Genomic DNA, 22,360 nt, shown 5'->3' with positions numbered 1-22,360 from the left:
AGCGGGTCATCCGACCGTTCCCGCTGCGGGGGAGCAGACGACACGCACACTGCCACGAGGAGACGATGAAGATGACGACAGCACATCGGCGGGCACGAACCGCGCCTCGGCCCATGGCAGCTCGTGAGCGGCGACGACGGTCGCCCGCCACATGCGCAGGTCCTTCGCGCTGATGTCGTGTCCGGCGACGTCTCGGATGTTGTCGTTGCCGGCGACGGCGGACAGCTGATCCTCTGTTGGCGCCCTTCCTCAGAATTTCCTCACCGCTGAGATCGACGAGCACGATGTTTCTCGTCGCCCCAGGATGTCGAGACCGATGCCGAGGCGCAAGAGGTGTGACAGATGCGGTCGCTGTCTTATTCGACGGAGTTCTCGTGCTTATGCCCCACGTTCTTGGGCAGAGTCTGCATGTGGGCACCGATGACCGGGTCGCTGTCGATATGCTTGCGCGCGATCGGACACGAGACGGTGATGGGGATCCGGCGACACAGTGGTGCCCTTGAGTCCAGGACGGAGGCCATCTGCTTGACCGATTCTCAGATTGACCCAGTGCCGCACGGGACAACAAGTGGCAGGTCGAAGAGAGTGAGAAGACGGACGTGGACGATCAGTCGGTGATCGTGCTCGGCAGCACACCGGTGCGGACAAAGCCCTCGGCGACCTCACGAAGATTCGTGTTCGTCTTCGCGCTCACCTTCGTGAGCAGCAGGAACGCCTCGTGTCCGCTGATCTTGTCCCGTTCCAGGTGAATTCCTTTGGCCTGGCCGATGAGATCCCGCGAGGCCACTGCTTCGTAGAGCTGACCCTGCTTCTGCGCATTCGCCAGAGCCAGAGAGTCATAGGCGGCCACCCCGCTTCCGATGTCCTCCGATTCCTGGTCGACGGGGCGGGGCGTCTTCGAGCACAAGTTGAGCGCGCCGATCTGCGCAGTAAGTCGATGCCGTTCGTCATCGGTAACGGTGGGCGCGGGAACAGCAGCCGCGTCGCGGGGTATGTCATCGGTCGATACTGCTGAGGTCCCGTCCACCGGAGATGCCGCTCCAATCGTGTCCCAGGTGCCGACCCTGGGCTTGCTGTCTTCAATATTGGTCCGCGCCAGGGCCCGCCAATGGCTCCCGACGGTGGTTTTCCGTCGTTGCCCGCCGGGCCCCGCGGTGAACTTTCTCTTCACTGCAGAGTCGACTTCAGCTCTGCGATGCGTGCGGTGAGCCCGGCGATGTCAAGGCCCCGACTCTTCTCATGCAGTTCACGAGTCTGCTCGGGACAGAGGATGCCGGATGCGATGAGGCGGGAGACCGGTGTGCGCGGTTTGTCATATTCGCGTCGACGCACTCCTGAAGGCGTGAGGCGCCAGCCCACCGGGTTCTTCACGGGCATGAAGTAATTGAGCCGGTCGGCCAAGGCCGACCACAGACCGTTGACTCTGATGATCGCGGCATCGGTGGCGTGCGGTGTGCCGAGCGCAAGGTCAAGGCCGCTGAACGTCCGATCGGGCACGCGGGGCCCCTGTCGGAGATCGCTTGTGCAGTGGATCTCGATGAGGTTCGCCTCCGCCCATGTAGTGATGGCGCTGTCCCGAACCGCTGGCGGCAGCAGGACTCCGGTGACGACGAAAGGCACCCCGCGGGCCATCTGCGCGAGCATGTCGACGACCTGCGTGCCGGGAGCGAAGGTCTTCGTCTGTACCCACCCGATCTCGACGTCGGTGAATGTTACTGTGACGCAGTCCTCGCCCGTCGGTGTCTTGATCGTCAGCAGTTCGACGAGGAAATAGCCGGGCTCGGGCTCGAGAAGCGAACGCATGCGCTGCCGCGGGAACGAAGCGCGCATCCCCGCCCCGGTGCCGGTCAGCCACGAATCGTCGTGGTCGCCGGCCTTGGCACCGCGAAGGTACCGATCGATCGTCGCCGCGGAGATATTGAGGAGTTCCTTTCGGACCGAGGACGAATAGCCGTCCCGTTCCTCGCAGAGGTGGCCGTGCCTCTCCAGGGAGTCCAGACAGGCGGACATCCCCGCCTCAAGGTACTTACCGCAGGGGCGGCCGACGGATTTCCACACCAGTTCGAGAGCTAGCTGGGCGCGGGGGGAGAACTTCTTCGGCTTGAGACGACGGCGGTCGACGACGGCGTCGAGAGAGACTCCGGCCCTGATCTGATTGAACTGGCTGCGCAGCTGGTGGCGCGCGTGATCGCGAGTCCAGCCGGTCGCCTCGGTGAGCGTGTCGAGGATCGTGCCCTTGTCCGTGCGCGACGACGCCTCATAGGAGCGCGCGTAGGTGCGGGCGAGTTGGATGGGTGAAGTCATGACGTCTTCCTCCGAATCGGTTCGAGGAGCCGCAGGGGTTCCCGTGCTGGCAATCACGCTATTGAGGGCAAAGTTCGTGCGGAAGGGTCTTTACAGATCCGCAGGGTTCGTCTATTGGGTTGCCTTGACCTCCGAGGCCCTCTTCCTCTCGCACCGCAACCGCCAGGCGCGGTTCTGTAGGGAGATTCGCCCCTCGGGTATTTCATTAGCTAAGCTAACGAACATGACGAGGCGAAGCAGCACCATCGATGAGCTCTACACGCGCACCGCCGAGGATGCGTCCAGGGCCGTGATCGCGAGCTATTCGACCTCTTTCGGTCTTGCGGTCAGACTGCTCGGAGCCAGAAACCGGCACCATATCCGCAATATCTACGCCCTGGTCCGCATTGCCGATGAGATTGTCGATGGCCTGGCCCTCGAAGCAGGGCTTGACGAGGCCGAGCAGCGGGAGATGCTGGACCGATTCGCATCCGCCACCCACGCGGCTTTGCGCACCGGCATCAGTGACAACCTCGTCATCCATGCCTTCGCCCGGACCGCTCGCGCAGCAGGCATCGACGCCGAGCTCATCGACCCGTTCTTCGCCTCGATGCGAGCAGACCTCGATCCCGCGGATACTGGTTCCGGTCTTGCGACCGATGCGGGGATGACGACGCCGGTCCGCGGCTTCAATGCGAACGAACATGCCGAGTACGTCTTCGGGTCCGCCGAGGTCGTCGGACTCATGTGCCTCAAGGTCTTCCTCATCGATCTCGACCGCACCCCCGCCGAGGTCGCCCGGCTCGAGTACGGCGCACGGCAGCTGGGAGCGGCGTTCCAGAATGTCAACTTCCTGCGCGACCTGGCCGATGATGATCAGCGCCTCGGCCGCAGCTACCTCACCTCCGGACACCGACTCACCGAGGCTGAGAAAGCCGAATGGGTGAACACGATCCGGGAGCAGCTCGACGCCGCCCAGGATGCCATCACCGGACTGCCGAAGGACGCGCGCACTGCGGTCCGCTGCGCCTGCGCGCTCTTCACCGCGCTCACCGAGAGGATCGCCTCTACTCCCGTCGCCGAGCTCTACCGCCAGCGGGTGCGGGTCCCGAGCGCCGTGAAGGCTCGACTGACAGCCCACGCAGTCATGACTTCAGCCCGCGAAGGTCGGAAGTGAACCGGCGGAGCGGCTCCGGTGCCGTCAGCAGCCCGCGCACCGGCATCATCGGCGGGGGAGCCGCCGGGCTGGCCACAGCTATCCTCCTCGCCCGCGAAGGGCACTCGGTCGACCTGTTCGAGAAGAACACCGAACTCGGTGGGCGCATCGGCGTGTTCGAGCGTGAGGGCTTCCGTTTCGACACCGGGCCCTCCTGGTATCTCATGCCCGAGGTCTTCGAACACTTCTTCGCTCTCGCCGGCACCAGCGCCGAGGCCGAACTCGACCTCCGCACGCTCGATCCCGGCTACACCGTATTCAGCCCACCGGGGCCGGTCGATGAGAGCACGGGAGGCCCGGGGCGCACGCGAGAACTGACGATCCCGCAGGGCAGGTCCCGGGTGCGGGCGACCTTCGAAAGCGTCGAGCGAGGCGCGGGAGGCGCGCTCGACGACTATCTCGTCTCGGCCGAGCACACGAAGGAGCTCGCGCTCGCTCACTTCCTCTACAACCCCTTCACCTCGCCGCGGTCCCTGCTCCATCAGGACATCCTCGGCGGCCTCCCGAAACTGGTCCGGCAGATGGGGACGTCGCTGGCCGGCTTCTCTGAATCCTCGTTCAGCGACCCGGTGCTGCGCCAGATCCTCCAGTACCCCGCGATCTTCCTCGGCGCCGACCCGAGGCGGGCACCGGCGATCTACCACCTCATGAGCACGCTCGACCTCGCCCAAGGTGTCAGTTACCCCATGGGAGGGTTCCATACGATCATCGACGCCCTGGTCCGGTTGGCCGAACGCTCCGGGGTGCGTCTGCACACGGGAGCCGATGTCACGCACATCGACACCGAGGCAGCAGGGCGCGGCCGAGCCGAGCGCGGACCAGCCGGGCGCGGCCGAACCAGACGTCGAGTCACCGGCCTGAACTGGACCGACGAGGACGGACGCGCACACACGCATTCTGCCGATGTCGTCGTCTCCGCCGCCGACCTCCACCACACGGAGACGAGACTGCTCTCTCCCGAGGACCAGAGCTTCCCTGAACGCACCTGGACGTCGGTGACGAGCGGTCCCGGCGCGGTGCTCGTCTTCCTCGGCATCGAAGGCGAACTCGAGGCGCTGCCGCACCATTCGCTGTTCTTCACCGAGGACTGGGCGGCGAACTTCGACGCGATCTTCGGGTCCAGGCAGAAGATCCCCTCACCGGCATCGATCTATGTCTGTCGTCCCAGCGCCACCGATCCCACTGTCGCTCCGCCCGGGCACGAGAACCTCTTCCTCCTCATCCCCGTCCCCGCCGATGCTGGACTCGGGGCCGGGGGAGACGACGGTGGAGGCGACCCGCGGATCGAGACGGCCGCCGACCGTGCGATCGACCAGATCGCCCGGTGGGCCGACATCCCAGACCTGCGCCGACGGATCAGAGTGCGCAGAACCCAGGGCCCGACAGACTTCGCCGAAGGATTCAACTCCTGGCTCGGCGGAATGCTCGGACCTGCGCACACACTGCGACAGAGCGCGATGTTCCGACGGCAGAACGCCTCGAAGACTGTCGACGGGCTGTTCTATGCCGGCGCCACCACGACGCCCGGCGTCGGTGTGCCGATGTGCCTCATCAGCGCCGAGCTCGTCCTCAAACGCCTCCGCGGAGACTCCAGCCCGGGACCGCTGCCGACCTGAGCCGGTGACGGGGCTTCGCGACCGGCAGTCAGCCCTCGGCCGGTGCTCCACGCCTGTGCCTCGTTGCCCTGCGTCCGCGCAGTGCGCCGAGGAGACCCCGCCGGAGCAGACCGCGCCGAGGCGGTGACCAGATCTCGGTTCCCTCCACCCGCCAACCGGCGAGCAGTTCGTTCGCGGCCATGAACCCCGTCGTCGCCGCGCGTTCCATGAGCGCCACGGGCGCCTCGCAGGCGACGGCGTCGCCGGCGAGCACCAGTCCCGGAAACGCGGTGGTGACGCCGGGGCGGTCGCTGTACGCCCGCGTGTCGGCGAGAGCGCAGTCGTCGGCGATGAGCAGCTCCTGGGCGGTGATGGCGATGTCGGCTGTCTCTGGGTAGACAGCCTGGAGGTCGGCCAGCAGTTGGCGTGTCACGGCTTCCCGGTCGACGTCTTCGGACTCGAACATCGCTCGCGCGCCGCCCCGATGAGCGGTGCCGAGCGCATAGGCGTGGAGTTCGACGACAGAGCCGCTGTGCGTATGCCGCCACCTCTCCGCCCCGGCCTCGAAGCGTTCGAGGACCGAGATGTTGTCGAGCAGCGCATAGCCGGTCGTGCCGAGGAAAGCCGGTCGGCTCGGATCCACCTCGTCTTCCAGCCACAGTCTGAGCACCGCGAACGGCGGGGCGTTCCGCTGCGAGGTGACGCTGTTCAGCCACCGCTCGCGAGCTCCCGTGCCTGCGGCCGGTGAGCCGGGCGCGTGTCCGAGCGCGTCGGTGTCGACCGAGTCCTCGAGTCCGGCCAGCAGCGTTCGAGTGCTCCGCGGATCGGTGGCGAGCACGAGAGCATCGCTCTCGAGCGTCCCGCTCGTCGTCTCGACGCGCCACCCGGTGCGGCCCGCTCTGCCCGGAGAGCGGAGCGCGGTGACCGCGGTATCGGTCTCGATCCGCACCCCCGCCTCGGCGAGGTATTCGCTCAGGGGAGACCACAGTGCGGTGTCGTAGTCGTCGTCGGGGACGTCGAAGAGCAGCCCTTCGGCGGAGCCAGTGAAGTATGTGTGGAACATCGCGACGAGCTCCCCGGCGGAGAAGTCCGCGGGGTGGGCGAAGAACGAGCGGGCGAAGACCTCGAGCGCGAGATGCCGCGCCCCGACCGGGAACCGCAGTCGGTCGAGGAACTGCTCGGCCGACTCTCCGTCGTAGCGTCGATAGGAGTCCGGGAAGTCGACGTCGATGAGTTCGAACGCCGTCGTCAGGTCGACGTCGGCCAGACCGCGCAGCGGGAAGGACGGGCTGGTGAGCGCGAATCCCGCGAGACTGAGCGGGGGAGTCCGCGGAATCCGGGCGAAGGAGTCGCGCAGACCGTCCCGACCCACGAGCGGATAGTCCGTGACCGGGACCAGCCGGTCGAGGCTGGGGTCGGTGCGTGCGAGCAGGCTGCGGAGGTTGTAGTACTGACGGAAGAAGGCATGGAATCCGCGGCTCATAGTCCGGCCCCCGTCGAGGCTCCAGGCCCGGACTCGTCCGCCGAGGCTGGACTCGGCTTCGACCAGGTGCACAGTGGCCCCGTGCTCGGCGAGGACCGTGGCCGCGGCCAGTCCGGCGATGCCTCCGCCGACGACGGTCACTCGCTTGGGCCGCAGCAGTCGCGGACGCCCCGGGTGGGAGGGCGTGAGGATCGCGTGCCGGTCGCGGGGGCGCGGCTGGGAGGCAGGACGGCTCATGTGTTCTCCTCTCCGGTGGCCGACATTGAAACAGTCTGTCGGTTGAGGCGCCACTGCCAGAGCATGAGGACGGCAGTGATCATGGCGAAGCCGAAGCCGAAGTCCTCGATCGGGATGTCCCACGGGAACCGGATGCCGCTCAGCCCCTCCGGATTGTAGATGACGATGGGATCCGAAAGCTTCGTCAGCCAGCCGTCGACGAAGCACTGGAAGACCAGGCAGATGCTCAGCGCCGCCCAGTACTTCGCCCGGCGGAATATGCCTGAGCGGAAGACGAACAGCTCGAGGCCGACGATGAGGATCATTCCGGCGACGGTCATGATCGTGTATTCGGGGATACTCATCGTTCGTCACCTCCTCCGGACTCGGAGCGCCTGTCAGCGTGCTCCTGTGGCCGGGGCTGTCCGGCGGGCCGGGGCGAACTGTCTGGGCGGGGCGGACTTTCGGGCCTGACGCGCTTGCGTACAGCTGTGAGCACGGTGCCGACCGCCTCATAGCTGAGCAGGGCGCACAGAGGGATGACGATGAAGAACACGAGCTCCTCGAGCGGCAGATTGCCGAGGTGGATGCCGGTGACGAACCGCGGGTTATACACCCAATGGTCGCGGGCGATGGCCACGACGTCCCAGAGACAGAAGACGACGATGACGGGCACGAGCGCCCACAGCACGGTTCTCCACCGGCGGTACACCCGAGCCCGGAAGAACAGCTCCAGGGGCAGGGTGATGAGGACGCAGGCACCCATGAGGAGCAGATACTCGAAGGCGCTCACGACAGTCTCCTCTCCGGGCAGGAGCCCTCGTCGAAGGCCAGTTGGAATCCGCGCAGCCGATAGCCAGAGATGACGCTGTCCCAGCCGATCTCCGGTTCGGCAACCAGTCGCGGTCCGCGGCGAAGCAGGCGGTGGACGAGCGCATCGGTCTCGAACAGCGCCAGCGACTGCCCCGGGCACTTGTGCGCCCCGTCGCTGAAGCTCATGCCGACGGCCGGGACGGCTCCGGTGGTGTGTCGCATGGGGCACAGGGAATGCCCCTCGGGCCCCATCGCCTCTTCATCGGTGTTAGTCGCGCGGACGCAGACGTCGATGAGGTCCCCGGCAGGGATCGTCACGGTGCGATCCGGTGCCGTCACCTCGATGTCGGTCTGCGCGCGTCGGAACAGGTGGCCGACGACGGGTTCGAGACGAATGATCTCCTCGAGGATCTCCAACCGCCGCGACTGGTCGGCTGCGAGGTACTCCGCCCCGAGTTCGTCATCTGAGAGCAGATGCCAGCACGCCATAGTGATGAATTCGCGGGTGGTGACCATCCCGGCTGTGCCGTAGGTGACGCACTCAACGAGCATGTCCGACGTGCTGTGTCCGGTCCCGATGAGATGGGACAGGACGTCATCGCGCTGCCTGCGGCGCCGGGCCCGGATCGCCGGACGAACGTCGGCGAGATAGAACCGAGCGATCGGGACAAGACCGTTGATCGCAGCCTGCAGCCACTGCTTCCGGGTCCGTCCCCAACCGGGGGCGGTGAGGTCGACCGGCGGCTGGGTGAAGAATCCCTCGAGCCGCCGCGACATGCCCACGATGGGGGATTCGGTCAGTCCCACGACTTCGGAGGTCACGGCCACGGAGAAGTGCAGAGCCACCTCGTCGAGACGGCACCGGCCGGCCGCGGCAATCCGGTCGACCGTGTCCTGCGCGAGAGCATCGATGCGCTCGCCGTACCTGTCGGCGATCACAGCGGGGGCGAAGAAGCGGGCGAGCTCTCGGCGCTGCAAGTCATGGGGCTCCCCGTCGGATATGAGGATCGGGTGTCGGCGGAAGACGCCGCGTGGGATCCGCTCTGCGGTGAATCCGGCCTGCTTCGTAAGGTGTCGGGCCCGCAGCACCTGGCGGGCGGCGTCGAAGGAGCGGATGCGCCAAAGGTCGGGACCGTGATCGAGAAGCACCTGCTCGACCGGGGGACCGGCCGGCTCATCGCCGGGCACCGCCCGTCGGCTCGGCCGGCACCGATCGGCCCCGCTCATGCGCACCTCAGACTGCAGGCGGACGTGAGGTCCGCGAGTCTGCCCGCAAGCGCCTGCGGAAGCTCCGCCTCGGCGATGAGCCCGGCGATGGTCTCGCAGTGCTCGGCGATCATCGATTCGACGTACGCCCTCGCCCCGGTCTCCTCGATGACCTGCCGCAGCCGGAGGCCACCCTCGGCGTCGAGGCCCCGGTCGCCGAAGAGATGGGCGACCTGGGACCAGGCCGAATGGGCTCGAGCCGTGTTGACGAGCAGGGTCTCCTTGCCTTCGCGGAGGTCGCCGAGTACGGATTTGCCGGTCTCCTGCTCATCGCCGAAGACTCCGAGGACATCGTCTCTGAGCTGGTAGACGATGCCGATGCGGCGGCCGATGGCGCGCAGCCGCTCGACCAGGCTGGCATCGCTTCCGGCGAGGACAGCGGCGATGGCCAGCGGGGCTTCGAACGAGTAGGCGGCGGTCTTGCATCCGATCATCGTGAGCACGTCACCGGAGTCGGCCTCGTCGAGGTGGAGGCTCAGCCACACGTCGGACTGTTCTCCGGCGACGCTCTCCGCGATCGTCTCATCGTAGATGTCGAGCACGGCGAGCCGACGCGGGGCGTCGAGGTCGAGGCGCGCCAGGAGGGACTGGGCCTCGTTGAGCATGAGGTCACCAGCGAGCAGGGACGAGGAGGTTCCCCAGGTCTGCGCTGCGGCGCTCGTGGCACCGAGGAGCATGGCCTCGGAGGAGAACTGACCGGTGATGTTCATCTCCCCTCGACGCACGGTGTCGTTGTCGATGACATCATCGTGGATGATCAGGCCGATGTGCAGCAGCTGCATCGCGCCGGCGGCGTCGATCGCGGCCGACGTCGCCGTCCCTGCGAGATCCTCATGGGCATCGATGAGCAGGCGGGGCCTGATCATCTTTCCGCCCAACGCCATCCTCGACAGCGCTTCCCAGAGCTGCGCATACTGCTGAGTGCGGATTCGAGAGCGTCGCCGAGCAGCGGCGAGGACTTCGACGAGGCGGGATTCGACGGTCAGGACGCTCTCCAATTTCTTTAGCCAGGCGAGAGTTCAATCTAACACGTCAGCGGTATGCTGTCAGCGTGCCGTCCGCAGACTCGAAGGCAGCTGGGCTGACCTACTTCTCGACCGAATCGGAGTTCTCCGATCGTTCGGCCCTGTCCGAATCCGAGATCGCGGAGTGCACCGCGCTGATGGAGGCCCTGCGGCAGTGGCATGAGGCCGAACGCGTCCTCGCCGAGGCGTCGCGGCGGTATATGCAGCTCAACGACAGTGATATGCGCACCATCCGCCTGCTCGTCCGCGCGCAGCGGCAGGGGCTCGTCGTCACTCCCAAGGACATCGCTGCTGCCGTCGGAATCTCCAGCGCCTCGACGACGAAGCTCGTCGATCGCCTCGTCGCCGGTGGGCACCTGATCCGGGTTCCCCACCCCCACGACAGGCGCACCACCAGCATCGAGGTGACAGAGGAGACCGCGCAGGCAGCGCACGAGTCGGTGGGTCGCCAGCATGCCCGTCGCTTCGAGGCGATCGCGGCCCTGAACAGCCGGGAGCGTGCGACTGTGCTGCGGTTCCTCTCTGCCATGACCGAAGCCGACCGCCCGCAGGGCGTGCTGGCTGATGACGGGTTCAGCCGACCGGGTCAGGACAGGGCCTAGGATCAAGACGGCGCTCCTCTCGCCTCCGGTCCCACCGTTTCGACGATCGTCCCTGGAGCGATTGCTCACGGGGTGGGCTGGCCGCCGTTGACATTGAGGGTCTCACCGATGACATAGCTCGACTCCGACGAGGTCAGGAAGACGTACGCGGGTGCGAGCTCGGTCGGCTGCCCTGCCCGTCCCAGCGGAGTGTTCTTGCCGAAGTACGGCAGGGCGTCCTTCGGCTGCCCGTCCGAGACCTGCAGCGGGGTCCAGATCGGCCCCGGTGCCACGGAATTCACTCGGATGCCCTTCGGTGCCAGCTGAGTTGCCAGCCCCTTCGTGAAGTTGTTGATTGCCGCTTTCGTCGACGCATAGTCGATGAGGTGGGCGGACGGCGAATACGCTTGCACGGAGGTGCTGTTGACGATCGTCGATCCGGGCTCGAGGTACTCGAGCGCGGCTTGGGAGACCCGGAACATTGCGTGGATGTTCGTCCGGAACGTGTTCTCCCACTGCTCGTCCGTGAGGTCGGCGATGTCTTCGACGGCGATCTGTCGGCCGGCGTTGTTGACCAGAGCGTCGAGTCCGCCCAGTTCTTCTGCCGCCCGGCGGACCACTTCGCGGCAGTACTCGGGATCGGACAGGTCTCCCGGGAGAGGCACGGCCTTGCGGCCGGCGCCTCGGATGATCTCGCATACGTGCTGGGCGTCTTCGTCCTCGGCGGGCAGATAGGACAGGGCGACGTCGGCTCCCTCTCGGGCGAAGGCGATCGCAACCGCGGCTCCGATGCCGGAGTCCGAGCCGGTGATGAGTGCCCTGCGGCCGCGGAGCCTGCCTGTGCCGGTGTAGCTGTCCTCACCGCGATCTGTGCCGGGGATGAGTTCCGCGTCGAGGCCCGGTTCGGGTTGATCCTGCTTCGGCGGCGTGATGTCGGGAAAGCGGGTGGTGGGGTCCTGGAAGGTCAGCTGGTCGCTCATCGTCTTCCTCCTTTATCGTTGGCGGTCGTTTCCGCTTCGGTTTCGCCGCTTCGGGGCGGTGTCAGGAATTCTGCTTCGTCTTCCGCTTGCTCTCCTTCTCGAGCGCGTCGATCAGTTCCTTCTTCGTCATCGACGAGCGTCCCGAGATGTCGAGCTTCTTCGCCTGTTCGTAAAGGTGATCCTTCGAGGCGTTCGCGTCGACTCCGCCCGCGGTCGGGCGGTCGGTGTTCTTGCCGCCGGAGCTTTGAGTATCTGACGGGCCGGAGGAGTCCTTCGCCTCCCACTTGTCGCCGACCTTCTCATAGCTGTGTTTGAGGGCGGCGTAGGCGACCTGGTGGGCGCGCTTCTCGTCCCCGTATTCGTCGATGGCCGAGTCGTAGGCCTTCGCGAAGGTCCGCTGTGCCTTCTTGCTCGACTTCTCCAGCGTCGAGGGCAGCTCGCTCTCCTTCGGCTTTCCTGTCTTCGTCGTCTTCGGCACAGTGGAACAGCTCCTTCGTGGTCGGTTCGCAGTTTCGGTCAGACTGGTGGTGTCTCTGCGGGGAGTCTCTGGACGGATGCACGGGGTATCCTCCTGCAGCTTCCTCGTGAGAGTCTCCTCATCCGGTGCGTTTCTTCGCGGCTGACGACTTCTTCGATGAGGTCTTCTTTGCGCTCGACTTCTTGCCTGAGGTTCCCTGCTTCGATGATCGAGAACTGTCCACGGACTTCCGCAGGGCCTCCATAAGGTCGATGACGTCGCCTCCGGAGTCCTCCTCGGCGTCGTCCTCGGCGAAGGTCTTCTCCACATCGAAACTCTCTCCCGATTCGATCTTCGCGTCGATGAGTTTGCGCAGTTCGACCTGGTAGTCGTCGCTGAACTCCTCGGGGGTGAAGTCCTCGGAATACGATTCCACGAGCTTCTTTGACATCTCGAGCTCTTTGTCCGAAATCTTCGCCTTCGAGTTCACGCCCTTGAAGTCGACGTCACGGATCTCATCGGCCCAGCGCAGGGTCTGAATCATGAGGACTTTTCCGCACACTCGCAACACGGCCAGGCGCGTCCTGGTGCGCAGGGTGAGTTTGACGATCGCGGTCCGCTCCGTGTCCTCAAGCGTCTGGCGCAGCAAAAGGTAGGCTTTCGGCGTCTTCGACGTCGGCTCGAGGAAATAGGACTTCTCCAGCATGATGGGGTCGATTTCGTCACTGGGCACGAACTGGAGGACGTCGATGTCGTCGTTGTCCTCTGCGGGAAGGGCCTCGAGGTCTTCGTCGGTGAGGACGACGCGATGCTCGCCGTCGTCATGGGCCTTGTCGATGTCGTCGTACTCGACGGTCTTCCCGCAGTTCTCGCACCGATGCTGATTGCGGATCCGCCCGCCGTCCTTCGCGTGGACCTGGTGCATTCTCACGTCGTGGTTCTCCGTGGCCGAATACAGCTTCACGGGCACATTCACGAGGCCGAAGGCGATGGATCCGGTCCAGATAGCTCTCATGACCCCATTGAAACGCAGGTTTCGAACACTGGCTAGACCCCTTGGCGATCTGCAGCGGGTCGGGGGCGACTTTCGGCCGCCGGAGGCACTCAGTTGATTCGCGTTGGACGTCACCCGTAGTGATCACCTCCGGACCTACTGGTGAGGCACCACCGTCCGGCTACCGATTCCGTCAGTGCAGCGCAGCGGTGTTAGATTGGCGGTTCGAAGGCGAACCGGTTGCCGGTAAGCAGCTTTCGCAATCACCGAATGAAGGAGTACTACCCATGGCAGTCATTCTCTGGATCCTCGCAGCGATCCTCGTCATCTCAGGAATCTTCGCCATCTTCAGGAAACAGATTCTCTGGGGAGTCGTACTCATCGTCGTCGGTTGCCTCGTCGGGCCCGGGGGAGTGAGCATCTTCGGCTGAGACAGGCGGAGAGGACGGACAAGATAGAGTGAGCGGATGTCTCCTCTGAGAAATCCTGCCCTCCGCCAAGCCGACAGTCTGCGGCGAATCGTGCCCTGGGCGGTCGCCGGCCTCGTCAGTGCGGTGCCGGCGACCGTCGCCGTCTCGATGGCTGTCGACCTCGTCCAGAAACGAGGGCGGAAGTCGCGCCCCGCGCCGCGACCGGGAACGTTCAGTTCGACGGTCGAACAGTCACAACTCGACATCTACACCGATGGCGCCACTCTCTACGAGGACATGCTCGATGCGATCGGTTCTGCACGTGAATCGATCCTCATGGAGACGTTCATCTGGAAGAACGACGAGGTGGGGCAGCGATTCATCAACGCGTTCAACGCCGCCTCTGCCCGCGGTGTGGAGATCCATCTCATCTACGACGGCTTCGCCAACCTGTCGGTGCCCATCTCCTTCTACCGTCAGCTCTCGGCGGACATCCACGTGCTCCGGATGCCGACTCTGAGGCGTAAGTTCTGGAGAGGACCTCTGCGTCATTCGGGATTCAACCATTCGAAGATCCTCGTCATCGATGACGATGTGGCCTTCGTCGGCGGGTTCAACATCGGCTCTCTCTACGCCCGGCACTGGCGCGATACCCATCTGCGATCGGTCGGTCCCGGGACCTGGGGCCTGCGACAGACCATCGCGGAAGGGTGGAACGAATTCCACGACACCGGCGAACAGATCGCCTGGGTTCCGCCCGCCGCTTGGGAGTCGAAGCTGCGGGTCTCAGCGAACCTCCCGATCCACCTCGTCTATCCGATTCGCAGCATGTATCTCAACGCCTTCGCCCGTGCGCGGAAGCGGATCTGGCTGACCACTCCCTATTTCATCCCCGATCAACAGCTGCTGCGCTCTCTCATCGAGGCGGCCGAGCGCGGCGTGGATGTGCGCGTTATGGTCCCGCAGGAGTCGAACCACATCCTAGGCGATTGGCTCTCCCGAGGATTCTTCGAGCAGATGATCAATTCGAAGGTCACGGTTCTGCTCTACACCGCGAGCATGATCCATTCGAAGGTCGCGACGGTCGACGGCGAATGGTCGACGGTGGGCACGGCGAACATCGATCGACTGTCACTGTCCTACAACTACGAGACGAATGTCGAAGTCATCGACCGGGCGTTCGCCGCCGAGATGGAGAAGGTGTTCGACAGCGACTCCACACACTGTGTCGAACTCGGTTCGGACTGGCTCAACCGTCGTCGCCTGACGAAACTCGCCGAACGTGCCCTGGTGCCGATGCGTCCCTGGCTCTGAGAAGATTTCCTCGCTCTTCGCACCTGTCTTCGTGTGCGCTCCCATCCCGATCACTTTCAGGGTAGCGTGGACGAGAGGACCTGCCAGCAGAGAGGGCCGATGCATGGACGCATCAGGAGAATTCACCGTCGAAACGTTCACCCCCGTCGGTCTTCCGCGAGAGGAGACGCCGACCACGGCCACTCCGGTCGGCCTCGCGCGGATGGAGAAGCATTTCACCGGCGAAGTCAGCGGGCACTCGACGACGTTGTTCACCTTCGCTGTGGACCATTCGACCGACGTCGGCGGCTATGTCGCCATGGAGTCGTTCGCAGGGAAGCTGCACGAACGCACGGGCACCTTCAACTTCACCCATTCGGCGACGACCACCGGTGAGGACCGGGACAACGAATCGTTCGTCATCATCCCGTCGAGCGGCACCGGAGACCTGGCCGGGATCACTGGGACCGGCGGACTGAGGAACGAAGCCGACGGCACCCATCGTGTCTGGCTGACGTACGAACTGCCGGAATAGTCCGTTCGCGTCAAGGCTCTGTCGCTGACGTTCCCGACGGTATAGTCTCGGTCCATGCTTGATGTCCTTCCCGCTGCCGTGACGCGGCTCTTCGATTCGCAGGAGCCGCAGGACGTCGCCGTCGCGACGATCATCGCGACCGAAGGATCGGTTCCGCGCCCAGCCGGCACATCGATGCTCGTGGATGCCGCCGGAGGGATCGTCGGCTCTCTCACCGGGGGATGTGTGGAAGGAGCCGTACTCGAGGCGTGTCAGGACGCGCTCGCCACCGGCGAGGCCTCGGTGCAGGAGTTCGGCTACAGCGACGAGGATGCTTTTTCCGTCGGACTCATGTGCGGTGGCCGCATCGACGTGCTCATCCAGCCCTTCCGCTCAGGCTGTCCCAGTCTGCGATCGGACAGTGGACCGACAGCCGTGGTGATGCGCCTGCCTTCCGCCGATGACGACTGTGCCCCAGCGGCAGCTGTCTCGGCCAGCGCTGTGGATGAGAGCACGGGGCCGAGCACCGACGCTCTGGCTGTCAGCCTCGATCCTCTGGTGCCCGAAGCCGTGGTCGAGACCGCCGCGCAGCGCGTCGGGGCCTTTATCCGCAGCGGCCGCACCGGCAGCATCCGCCTTGCGCCCCCGGAGGGCGGGAGCGAGCCGATCGAGCTCTTCGTCGAGACCCGCATCGAGCCGGCCCATCTGCTGGTCGTCGGAGCCAACGCCTTCAGTCTCGCCCTCGTCGAAGCGGCCAGACCCTTGGGACTGCGCATTACCGTCTGCGACCCCCGTCCGTCCTTCGCCGACCAGACATCGTTTCCCGGCGCCGAGGTGGTTCGGGCCTGGCCGCACCGATTTCTCACCGAAGCGGCCGCCACCGGTGAGTTCGACACCCGGAGCATGATCTGCGTCCTCAGCCACGACCCGAAGGTCGACATCCCCACCCTGGCCGTCGCACTCGACCTCGACGTGGCCTACGTCGGGGCGATGGGCTCGCGGCGCAGCGACCGCGACCGCCGCGCCGCGCTGCGCGAAGCGGGAGTGGCGAGCCCAGCACTGGCACGGTTGCATTCGCCGATCGGTCTCCATCTGGAGACGTTCACCCCCGCCGAGGTGGCTGTGTCGATCCTCGCAGAGATCCTCGCTGTACGCGGTGGCCGCCGGCAGGTCGTTCCCCTCAGCGACGAACGGGAAGATTCGCCTCTTCACTGAGGCGAAAGGAGTCTTCACTGAGGCGAAAGGAGTCGCCAGTCGCTGGCTGCATCTTCGCATTCGACTTCGATATGTCAGTCATAGCATTCTGTTGTTCCTCGTAGTGCCTGCCCCTGCCGTGCGATACGACCTCACCTTCAGGACTACAACTCATGACGAGCGCTAGGAAGCATTCATATGCGATGATCGCGCAGTCATGGGCGTTGGCGGACTGTGGCAGTCTTGCCGATAAGTGCGCGAGCGAGTGCTCGAGCGTGCCAGGGCCAGACAATCAAAAGTTTCTCCAAGAAGCTGACGAACATGTTCTCCTCGTTTCTGATCTCAACCGAACATGGTCTGGCCCCGGGGGATAGCCCGGGGCCAGGAGGGGAAGCCGTGGACGGGCCCGCATCACTTAGTCGTCATTGTGACGTCACTGCCGCGCATCTTGCGTCGAGCACACTGGTAGAAAGAATTGCGGACGCGACCACACGGCTGTGTAGCTCATCCTGGGTGCGGAAACGTCTCACCTCCTTTCATCGAAGATGTCAGCGCCGTTTGAACCGGGGAGGAGAGCGCTGACAAGCGAGGATTCGGTGGGCGATAACCTGGGTTGCCGAGAGACCGGGAGACCGGAACAGCAGCCACGGTGAGGAGTGCCTGAAGGTCCGGCACTCGCAGTGATTCAAAGCTCGCGGTTCATCATCTGTGTGGTGACTCGTGACGAGGTCGCGCAGTTCACGGTCGCTGAGGATGATCGCCCAGAACGCAGCATCGATACCCAGCTGGACGTCTGTTGCACACGTCTGCATGGGAACACCCCACCAGTTGTGGTCAGGCGCTGATGGCTGCCGGTTCAGCAGAGCCTGAGTTGATGGCGATCTTGCGGGGTTTCGCTGATTCCGCGACCGGGATGCTGAGTGTGAGCACACCGGCGTCGTAGTTCGCCGTGATGTTGCTGGTGTCGAGGTTGTCGCCGAGGACGAGTTGTCGGCTGAAGGTCCCGCGGGGCCGCTCTGCCGCGACCGAAGACTCCCCGTGGTCGAGGGCGGGCCGTTCAGCTTTGACGGTGACGACGTTGTTCTCGACGTCGAGGTCGATGTTGTCAGGATCAATTCCTGGCAGGTCGAGTTCGACGCGGAAAGTATCGCCGTCGCGCCAGGCGTCCATCGGCATCATCACGGGGCGAGCCGTTGTGCCGGTGGCTCCGAAGATTTCTCTGCTCAGGCGTTCGACTTCGCGGAATGGGTCTGTGCGCATCATGATCATTGGTGAAACCTCCTTTGCTGGATGGTGAACTCGTGCAGATGATAGGATCTACATCATCTGATAGACATATGATTTAGTCGATCAGAGTGCGAATGTCAACACTGTTTCAGGAGGAATTTTGGGACATGGGGAGACGGCGACTTCAGAGTCTGGGGGGCGCTTGTTCTCGATTTCGCGTGTTGCGGAGTTGACCGGTGTTGGGGTGCAGTCATTGCGGCAGTACGAGGCTCGCGGCCTCGTGACGCCTATGCGAAGTGAAGGCGGGACGCGGCGGTTCAGTCGCGAGGATATTGCTCGTCTGCGGCGTGTGCGGGAGCTGGTTGACGTGGGCGCGAATCTCGCTAGCATCGGAATCATTCTCGATCTCCAGGATGAGAACACCTCGCTTCGGTACGAATTGAGGAGGATGCAATGATGGCAGACAGTGTCCGCCCTGGCGTCGAAGTGCCCGGGCCGGATTGGAACGAACAGCTCGTCGACGCCGCAACGCATATCGACGACGGTTACGAGGAGGCTGAGCCTCACTGGGGAGCAATCCGCGAAGCGGATGTGGGTGATGTTGCCGATCAATCCATCGTTGTAGCGGTTGATGATGAAGACGGGTGATAAGCCGCGCTGCTCTGATGGCGGCATATCGGGCTATAGGGGGAAGCTGCTGTGCTTCTTCCATCGGCCTTGCCGGCGTTCGAATGCGAACCGTTCCGCTCGCAACCGCCTCACCCGCTCCACAACGTCCGGGGCGTAACCGTATGCGGCGTCCGTATCCACGATCCCCTCGAGCACGATGGCGTACCTCTCTGCTGGAAGTTCGATTCGCTGGCACAACTCGTGTCGCCCCGCCGCAGTAGACGCAGTCTTCTCGAAGTCGAGGATCAACCGATCATGCTCGGACAGTTCGTGCACAGTGCCGGGGACCATGGAGACCATTGTGACACAGCAGAATTCGACACCGCGTATGTCGCTGCTCACTCTGTCTTGGTCACCTCGATTCAGGGGGACCGCTCGCCGGCCAGTCCGACGCAGTTGTCCGCGGCTGCGCTGGCGATAAAACTTCAGACAGCGAAGCCGACGTGTAGGACTACCCCATAGTGATTACGCTCACTAGACTTCGGAACCAGAACAATCTTCTATACAACTCGCTGGTCGAGTAGCGGAGGACTTTATGCCCACCACCTCATCCCAGGCTCTCCAAGTGCTGGTCGTAGCCGACCCAGGTCTGCCCAGCAGGCGAGCGGCTTCCATCCACTCCTCGTTAGAGCGGTATCTGCGTGAGGCGTATGGGGTGACAACGACGCTGCACACTCACACCGACACGATCTATCTGACACCCGAGCGCGAGCTGGCTCTAGACGCAGTCGAAGACCTCCGCGCTGATTACCCCGACGTCGACATCATCCTCATCCTCACAGAGATCCCACGGCACACCCAGGGCGACCCTCTGATCGCCGAAGTCTACTCGGACCGCAACCTTGCGGTCATCTCATGCCCCACACTCGGCGCGTGGGCCACCAAGCGCCGCATCATCAAAGTCATGATGAGCTCAGTGAACAAGTTGGTCCCGTGGGACCCCGAAGACACGACGCGCAAATTTCTGCTCGGATGGTCGAACTGGTCGAACAACGAAGACTCCAGCCATCAGTCTCTGCATGCCCACACCATCACCGGAGGCCCACGCCTGATTATGGGGATGACGATTGCCAACGAACCTTGGCGCACGGCTCCGAAACTCTCAGGAGCCCTCGCAGCAGCCTCGGCAACCGGAGCTTTCGGCATCTTCTACAGTTCGATCTGGCAGATGTCGACCTACCTGTCCACCCTCCGGCTGCTCTCAATCGGCGCGCTCGCTATCGTAGTGATGGTCGCCTGGTTGATCGCCAGTCACAAACTCTGGGATCGACCGGTCACCGAACGTCTGGCCACGGTGGTCATGTACTACAACCTCTCCACGGTCCTCACACTGCTGATCACTGTGATCGCTCTCTACGTGACGCTGGTCGTCCTCATTCTCCTGGGCGGCCTCGTCGTTATCGATCCGGCATTTATGACCCAACAGATTCAGCAAGAGGCGTCGTTCACCAACTACCTCGATATCGCGTGGCTCAGCGCAGCCATGGGTGTGGTCGCCGGCGGCATCGGTGCCAGTTTCGACACTGATGCCGACGTGCAGAAAGTGACTCATGGTCAGCGGATGCGGCAACGAGTCTATACAGACAACAGCACAGATACCGACGACACGGTGGAGAGCAGTTGACTGAGATCTGCCAAGCATCCGAGTTCCGACAAGATGTTCTGCCTGAAGGACGTGAAATGGAAACCCTGTTCGACTCAACCTCGTCTCGGATCATCGCCACACCGTTCGAACCGTGGTGGGAGACTCCAGACTTCAGGGATGATCTCTCCGAGGTCGTCACGAGCAGTGCGTCCATTGTCGACAAGATCACCGCCCTTGCCCGTCTTCTGCAGCTCACAGGGTGTTCACCTCAGATCGATCAATGGGAAAGGCTGCTTCAACTGGCTGCGATCGACATCGGCGTCGCTCGTATGCTTGAACCCCACGTCGACGCTCTGGGCATCCTCGCCGAGGCCGGACACGAACCACCTGACCCCGATTCGGCCTGGGGCGTGTACGCGGCTGACCTGCCCACACATCGCGTGAACGTGATCGATGCCGGTGCGGAAAACCTTCTCACCGGCACGAAAGCGTGGTGCTCTTTGGCCGCGGAACTCACCGACGCGATCGTCATCGCCAGCGGCAGCGACGGGAACCGAGCCTACGCGGTGAATCTTCGGCACCCTCGTGTACGACCTCAGACAGGTGCTTGGCCGAGTCTGGGTCTCAGAGAAATCCCGAGCGGCTCAGTCGTCTTCGACGGAGCACCGGCGACGAGTGTCGGCCCCCCGAATTGGTACCTTGACCGCCCCTCTTTCGCTTGGGGCGGGATTCGCGTGGCAGCCTGCTGGTTCGGTGGAGCTCTGGGACTGGCCCGGCGTGCAGCCCAAACCCACCTGAACAGGGCTGGGCGCTCGCCGATGGGAGAGATGCAGCTCGGGCAGCTTGATGCTGAGATCTTCGCGGTCCGCACCATGTTGGCGCAAACTGCTGCTGCAGCGGATGGGGATGAGAAGTTCTCGCGAGAACACGCGTGGAGACTGGCTCTGAGAGTTCGCAACAACATATATCGCAGTGCCCAACGGATCCAGCTTCTGAGCAGGGAGCTGGCCGGTCCCGCGGTTCTGACGAGTGATGCGGCATTTGCCAAAGCTGACGCTGATCTCACCGTCTACCTCAGTCAGCATCACGGGCCTCGGGACGAAGCTGCTTTGGGCGAGAATATCGGTGCAGAGTCAGATGTCGATGAGGTTTAGCCACCAGGACCGCAGCACCGGAGAAGATGCCTGGGTGCAGGCGGGTGCCCTTGACCTTCCGGCGGTTCCGGAGAGCACAATCGCCACAGGCGGAACCATCATCGTCCTTGCCGCACACCCGGACGATGAAGCGCTGGGAGCCGCTGCGCTGCTCGCACGTGCCGATGAGTGGAGCTGCCAGCTGAAAGTCCTACTCTTCAGCGCAGGCGAGAAATCGCACCCTGAGTCGCCGACGTATACCGGCGATCAGCTCAAAAGCATCCGTCTGGCGGAGTTCGATCGTGCGCTGAGCACCTTCGACAAGGCGCACTCCAGTCGTTTTCTCGATCTGCCCGACGGGCAGCTGCCCGAATATGCAAGCCAGATCCGAGACGTGATCCGACAGGAGATCGCACGAGCAGATGGGCCGGTGACACTCGTTGCCCCTTACAGCCGGGATGGGCACTGTGATCACGAGGCGGTGGGCGCCGCGGCGCTGGACATCGGGCGATCACATCATGCCGTAGTGCTCGAATATCCCATTTGGTTCTGGCACTGGGCTGCTCCCACAGACCCTCGGTGGCAGTCCTGGGCAGTCTTACCTGACCCTCAAGGTCTTGATCGAAACGCTCTGCTCGCGTGTTACCCGTCGCAGACAGAAGCGCTGTCGGATCAGCACGGGGACGAAGCGATCCTCACCAGCGCCCATTTGGAACACTTCATCCGGAGCCACGATACCTTCGTGATCACGGATTTCAGATCCGGTGAGGCATCGCCGAGCTCTGGTCAGGAGGGAATAGGCTCGCGGATCAATGATGCGTCCACTGCGTCGGCGGTGTTCGATGATGTGCACAGAGAACGGAGCGATCCGTGGACGGTGTGGGAGTCCGAATACGAAATCGCCAAACGCGAGACCCTTGTGTCCCACCTCCCGTCGACCTCGTTCTCCCACATTCTCGAGATCGGTTGTTCAGTCGGCGCTTTGACTCGAGAGCTTGCCGCTTACAGCGTCAGAGTGACAGCTGTCGATGCCAGCTGCGAGGCGCTGAAAACAGCGAAACGTCTGCACACGACCACCGCAACCGAAATAGCCTTCCTGCACGCCACTGTCCCATACGAGTGGCCCGAAGGGCATTTCGACTGCGTCGTCCTCTCAGAGACCGGCTTCTATCTGACACGTGCACAGCTGCAACGAACGTTGGAACGCATTGATGAATCAACCCCATCGCGCTTTGTGCTCGTTCTCTGTCATTGGAAGGGTGACATCGAAGATTGGCCTCTGACCGCCGATGAAGTCCATGACGCGTGCCTGGACTACTGGCCCCGACTGCGGACCGATTTTCGCTCCGAGGCCGAGTATCGTCTCGATATCGTGACGGTGGACAAAACTGACGATTTCCTCCCTGCGGAAGCCGTTGAGTGATCA

The 22,360-nt window shown here is 63.9% G+C and carries 25 protein-coding genes; 12 read left to right on the top strand and 13 right to left on the bottom strand.

Translation table 11 applies throughout. From position 1 onward, the window contains the following. Positions 1-6 precede the first annotated feature (6 nt). The 3 genes from LJ362_RS13365 to LJ362_RS13355 all read right to left on the bottom strand — a co-directional run bounded on the left by LJ362_RS13365 (position 7) and on the right by LJ362_RS13355 (position 2,304). Positions 7-153, bottom strand: a complete 147-nt coding sequence (locus LJ362_RS13365) for a hypothetical protein (RefSeq protein WP_264799541.1) — start codon at positions 151-153, stop codon at positions 7-9. 454 nt (positions 154-607) lie between these two features. Then, positions 608-1,027, bottom strand: a complete 420-nt coding sequence (locus tag LJ362_RS13360) for an ANTAR domain-containing protein (RefSeq protein ID WP_264799540.1) — start codon at positions 1,025-1,027, stop codon at positions 608-610. 140 nt (positions 1,028-1,167) lie between these two features. After that, the gene (locus LJ362_RS13355; protein WP_264799539.1) at positions 1,168-2,304 is read right to left on the bottom strand and encodes a hypothetical protein; all 1,137 of its coding nucleotides are present in this window, start codon (positions 2,302-2,304) and stop codon (positions 1,168-1,170) included. A gap of 223 nt (positions 2,305-2,527) precedes the next feature. Between LJ362_RS13355 and LJ362_RS13350 the strand changes: the two genes are divergently transcribed. Together LJ362_RS13350 and crtI are read left to right on the top strand one after the other, a co-directional pair. After that, on the top strand, positions 2,528-3,460 hold the full coding sequence (locus tag LJ362_RS13350) for a phytoene/squalene synthase family protein (RefSeq protein ID WP_264799538.1): 933 nt from the start codon (positions 2,528-2,530) through the stop codon (positions 3,458-3,460). Then, entirely contained in the window at positions 3,457-5,115 is a 1,659-nt protein-coding gene (gene crtI, locus LJ362_RS13345) for a phytoene desaturase family protein (RefSeq protein WP_264799537.1), read from the top strand. The genes LJ362_RS13350 and crtI overlap by 4 nt, the downstream gene beginning before the upstream one ends. Before the next feature lie 28 nt (positions 5,116-5,143). Here crtI and LJ362_RS13340 read toward each other — a convergent pair whose 3' ends face one another. From LJ362_RS13340 to LJ362_RS13320, 5 genes are read right to left on the bottom strand one after another with little or no spacing between them, the layout of a single operon-like run. Then, positions 5,144-6,814 carry an FAD-dependent oxidoreductase gene (locus LJ362_RS13340; RefSeq protein ID WP_264799536.1) on the bottom strand — a complete coding sequence of 557 codons (1,671 nt, stop codon included), beginning with the start codon at positions 6,812-6,814 and terminating at the stop codon, positions 5,144-5,146. Beyond that, entirely contained in the window at positions 6,811-7,158 is a 348-nt protein-coding gene (locus LJ362_RS13335) for a lycopene cyclase domain-containing protein (protein WP_264799535.1), read from the bottom strand. Before LJ362_RS13335 ends, LJ362_RS13340 begins: the two co-directional genes overlap by 4 nt. Continuing rightward, the gene (locus LJ362_RS13330; RefSeq protein ID WP_264799534.1) at positions 7,155-7,586 is read right to left on the bottom strand and encodes a lycopene cyclase domain-containing protein; all 432 of its coding nucleotides are present in this window, start codon (positions 7,584-7,586) and stop codon (positions 7,155-7,157) included. Before LJ362_RS13330 ends, LJ362_RS13335 begins: the two co-directional genes overlap by 4 nt. Next, positions 7,583-8,833 (bottom strand): cytochrome P450, encoded by a 1,251-nt coding sequence (locus LJ362_RS13325; RefSeq protein ID WP_264799533.1) that lies wholly within the window; start codon positions 8,831-8,833, stop codon positions 7,583-7,585. The genes LJ362_RS13330 and LJ362_RS13325 overlap by 4 nt, the downstream gene beginning before the upstream one ends. Further along, positions 8,830-9,870, bottom strand: coding sequence for a polyprenyl synthetase family protein (locus LJ362_RS13320; RefSeq protein WP_264799532.1), 1,041 nt, complete (start codon positions 9,868-9,870; stop codon positions 8,830-8,832). Before LJ362_RS13320 ends, LJ362_RS13325 begins: the two co-directional genes overlap by 4 nt. Before the next feature lie 53 nt (positions 9,871-9,923). Here LJ362_RS13320 and LJ362_RS13315 point away from each other — a divergent pair, with 53 nt between their 5' ends. Continuing rightward, a complete protein-coding gene (locus LJ362_RS13315) occupies positions 9,924-10,499 on the top strand; it encodes a MarR family winged helix-turn-helix transcriptional regulator (RefSeq protein ID WP_264799531.1) in 576 nt (191 codons plus the stop codon). Positions 10,500-10,564: 65 nt separating this feature from the next. Here the strand turns inward: LJ362_RS13315 and LJ362_RS13310 are convergent, their stop codons facing one another. The 3 genes from LJ362_RS13310 to LJ362_RS13300 form a co-directional block, all read right to left on the bottom strand. Continuing rightward, positions 10,565-11,458 (bottom strand): SDR family oxidoreductase, encoded by an 894-nt coding sequence (locus tag LJ362_RS13310; protein ID WP_264799530.1) that lies wholly within the window; start codon positions 11,456-11,458, stop codon positions 10,565-10,567. A 61-nt stretch (positions 11,459-11,519) separates the two neighbouring features. Further along, the gene (locus tag LJ362_RS13305) at positions 11,520-11,936 is read right to left on the bottom strand and encodes a ChaB family protein (RefSeq protein WP_139468251.1); all 417 of its coding nucleotides are present in this window, start codon (positions 11,934-11,936) and stop codon (positions 11,520-11,522) included. 118 nt (positions 11,937-12,054) lie between these two features. Next, positions 12,055-12,930, bottom strand: a complete 876-nt coding sequence (locus tag LJ362_RS13300; protein ID WP_264799529.1) for a Ku protein — start codon at positions 12,928-12,930, stop codon at positions 12,055-12,057. Between the two features lie 266 nt (positions 12,931-13,196). Here LJ362_RS13300 and LJ362_RS13295 point away from each other — a divergent pair, with 266 nt between their 5' ends. The 4 genes from LJ362_RS13295 to LJ362_RS13280 all read left to right on the top strand — a co-directional run bounded on the left by LJ362_RS13295 (position 13,197) and on the right by LJ362_RS13280 (position 16,341). After that, a complete protein-coding gene (locus tag LJ362_RS13295) occupies positions 13,197-13,340 on the top strand; it encodes a GPGG-motif small membrane protein (RefSeq protein ID WP_162835617.1) in 144 nt (47 codons plus the stop codon). Positions 13,341-13,376: 36 nt separating this feature from the next. After that, positions 13,377-14,633 (top strand): phospholipase D-like domain-containing protein, encoded by a 1,257-nt coding sequence (locus tag LJ362_RS13290; protein WP_264799528.1) that lies wholly within the window; start codon positions 13,377-13,379, stop codon positions 14,631-14,633. Between the two features lie 103 nt (positions 14,634-14,736). Beyond that, the gene (locus LJ362_RS13285) at positions 14,737-15,147 is read left to right on the top strand and encodes a DUF3224 domain-containing protein (RefSeq protein WP_264799527.1); all 411 of its coding nucleotides are present in this window, start codon (positions 14,737-14,739) and stop codon (positions 15,145-15,147) included. 54 nt (positions 15,148-15,201) lie between these two features. After that, entirely contained in the window at positions 15,202-16,341 is a 1,140-nt protein-coding gene (locus LJ362_RS13280; protein WP_264799526.1) for an XdhC family protein, read from the top strand. 813 nt (positions 16,342-17,154) lie between these two features. On the opposite strand, the gene LJ362_RS13275 is transcribed toward LJ362_RS13280, so the two are convergent. Next, entirely contained in the window at positions 17,155-17,586 is a 432-nt protein-coding gene (locus LJ362_RS13275; protein WP_264801849.1) for an Hsp20/alpha crystallin family protein, read from the bottom strand. 121 nt (positions 17,587-17,707) lie between these two features. Between LJ362_RS13275 and LJ362_RS13270 the strand changes: the two genes are divergently transcribed. Both LJ362_RS13270 and LJ362_RS13265 read left to right on the top strand, forming a co-directional pair. Beyond that, entirely contained in the window at positions 17,708-18,004 is a 297-nt protein-coding gene (locus tag LJ362_RS13270) for a MerR family transcriptional regulator (protein ID WP_052239733.1), read from the top strand. Further along, complete coding sequence (locus tag LJ362_RS13265; protein WP_062862288.1) at positions 18,001-18,195, top strand: hypothetical protein; 195 nt, start codon at positions 18,001-18,003, stop codon at positions 18,193-18,195. Before LJ362_RS13270 ends, LJ362_RS13265 begins: the two co-directional genes overlap by 4 nt. 33 nt (positions 18,196-18,228) lie before the next feature. Here the strand turns inward: LJ362_RS13265 and LJ362_RS13260 are convergent, their stop codons facing one another. Continuing rightward, positions 18,229-18,507 (bottom strand): DUF3263 domain-containing protein, encoded by a 279-nt coding sequence (locus tag LJ362_RS13260; RefSeq protein WP_039207045.1) that lies wholly within the window; start codon positions 18,505-18,507, stop codon positions 18,229-18,231. Positions 18,508-18,751: 244 nt separating this feature from the next. Here LJ362_RS13260 and LJ362_RS13255 point away from each other — a divergent pair, with 244 nt between their 5' ends. From LJ362_RS13255 to LJ362_RS13245, 3 genes are read left to right on the top strand one after another with little or no spacing between them, the layout of a single operon-like run. Next, on the top strand, positions 18,752-19,840 hold the full coding sequence (locus LJ362_RS13255; RefSeq protein WP_264799525.1) for a hypothetical protein: 1,089 nt from the start codon (positions 18,752-18,754) through the stop codon (positions 19,838-19,840). 56 nt (positions 19,841-19,896) lie between these two features. After that, positions 19,897-20,955 carry a hypothetical protein gene (locus LJ362_RS13250; protein WP_264799524.1) on the top strand — a complete coding sequence of 353 codons (1,059 nt, stop codon included), beginning with the start codon at positions 19,897-19,899 and terminating at the stop codon, positions 20,953-20,955. Continuing rightward, the gene (locus LJ362_RS13245) at positions 20,927-22,357 is read left to right on the top strand and encodes a bifunctional PIG-L family deacetylase/class I SAM-dependent methyltransferase (RefSeq protein WP_264799523.1); all 1,431 of its coding nucleotides are present in this window, start codon (positions 20,927-20,929) and stop codon (positions 22,355-22,357) included. Before LJ362_RS13250 ends, LJ362_RS13245 begins: the two co-directional genes overlap by 29 nt. Positions 22,358-22,360: the final 3 nt, after the last annotated feature.

Origin of the sequence: Brevibacterium sp. JSBI002 (assembly GCF_026013965.1) — a bacterium.
GTDB lineage: Bacteria > Actinomycetota > Actinomycetes > Actinomycetales > Brevibacteriaceae > Brevibacterium.
Note: the sequence above shows the minus strand (reverse complement) of the source record. Positions and strands in the feature narration are given on the sequence as shown.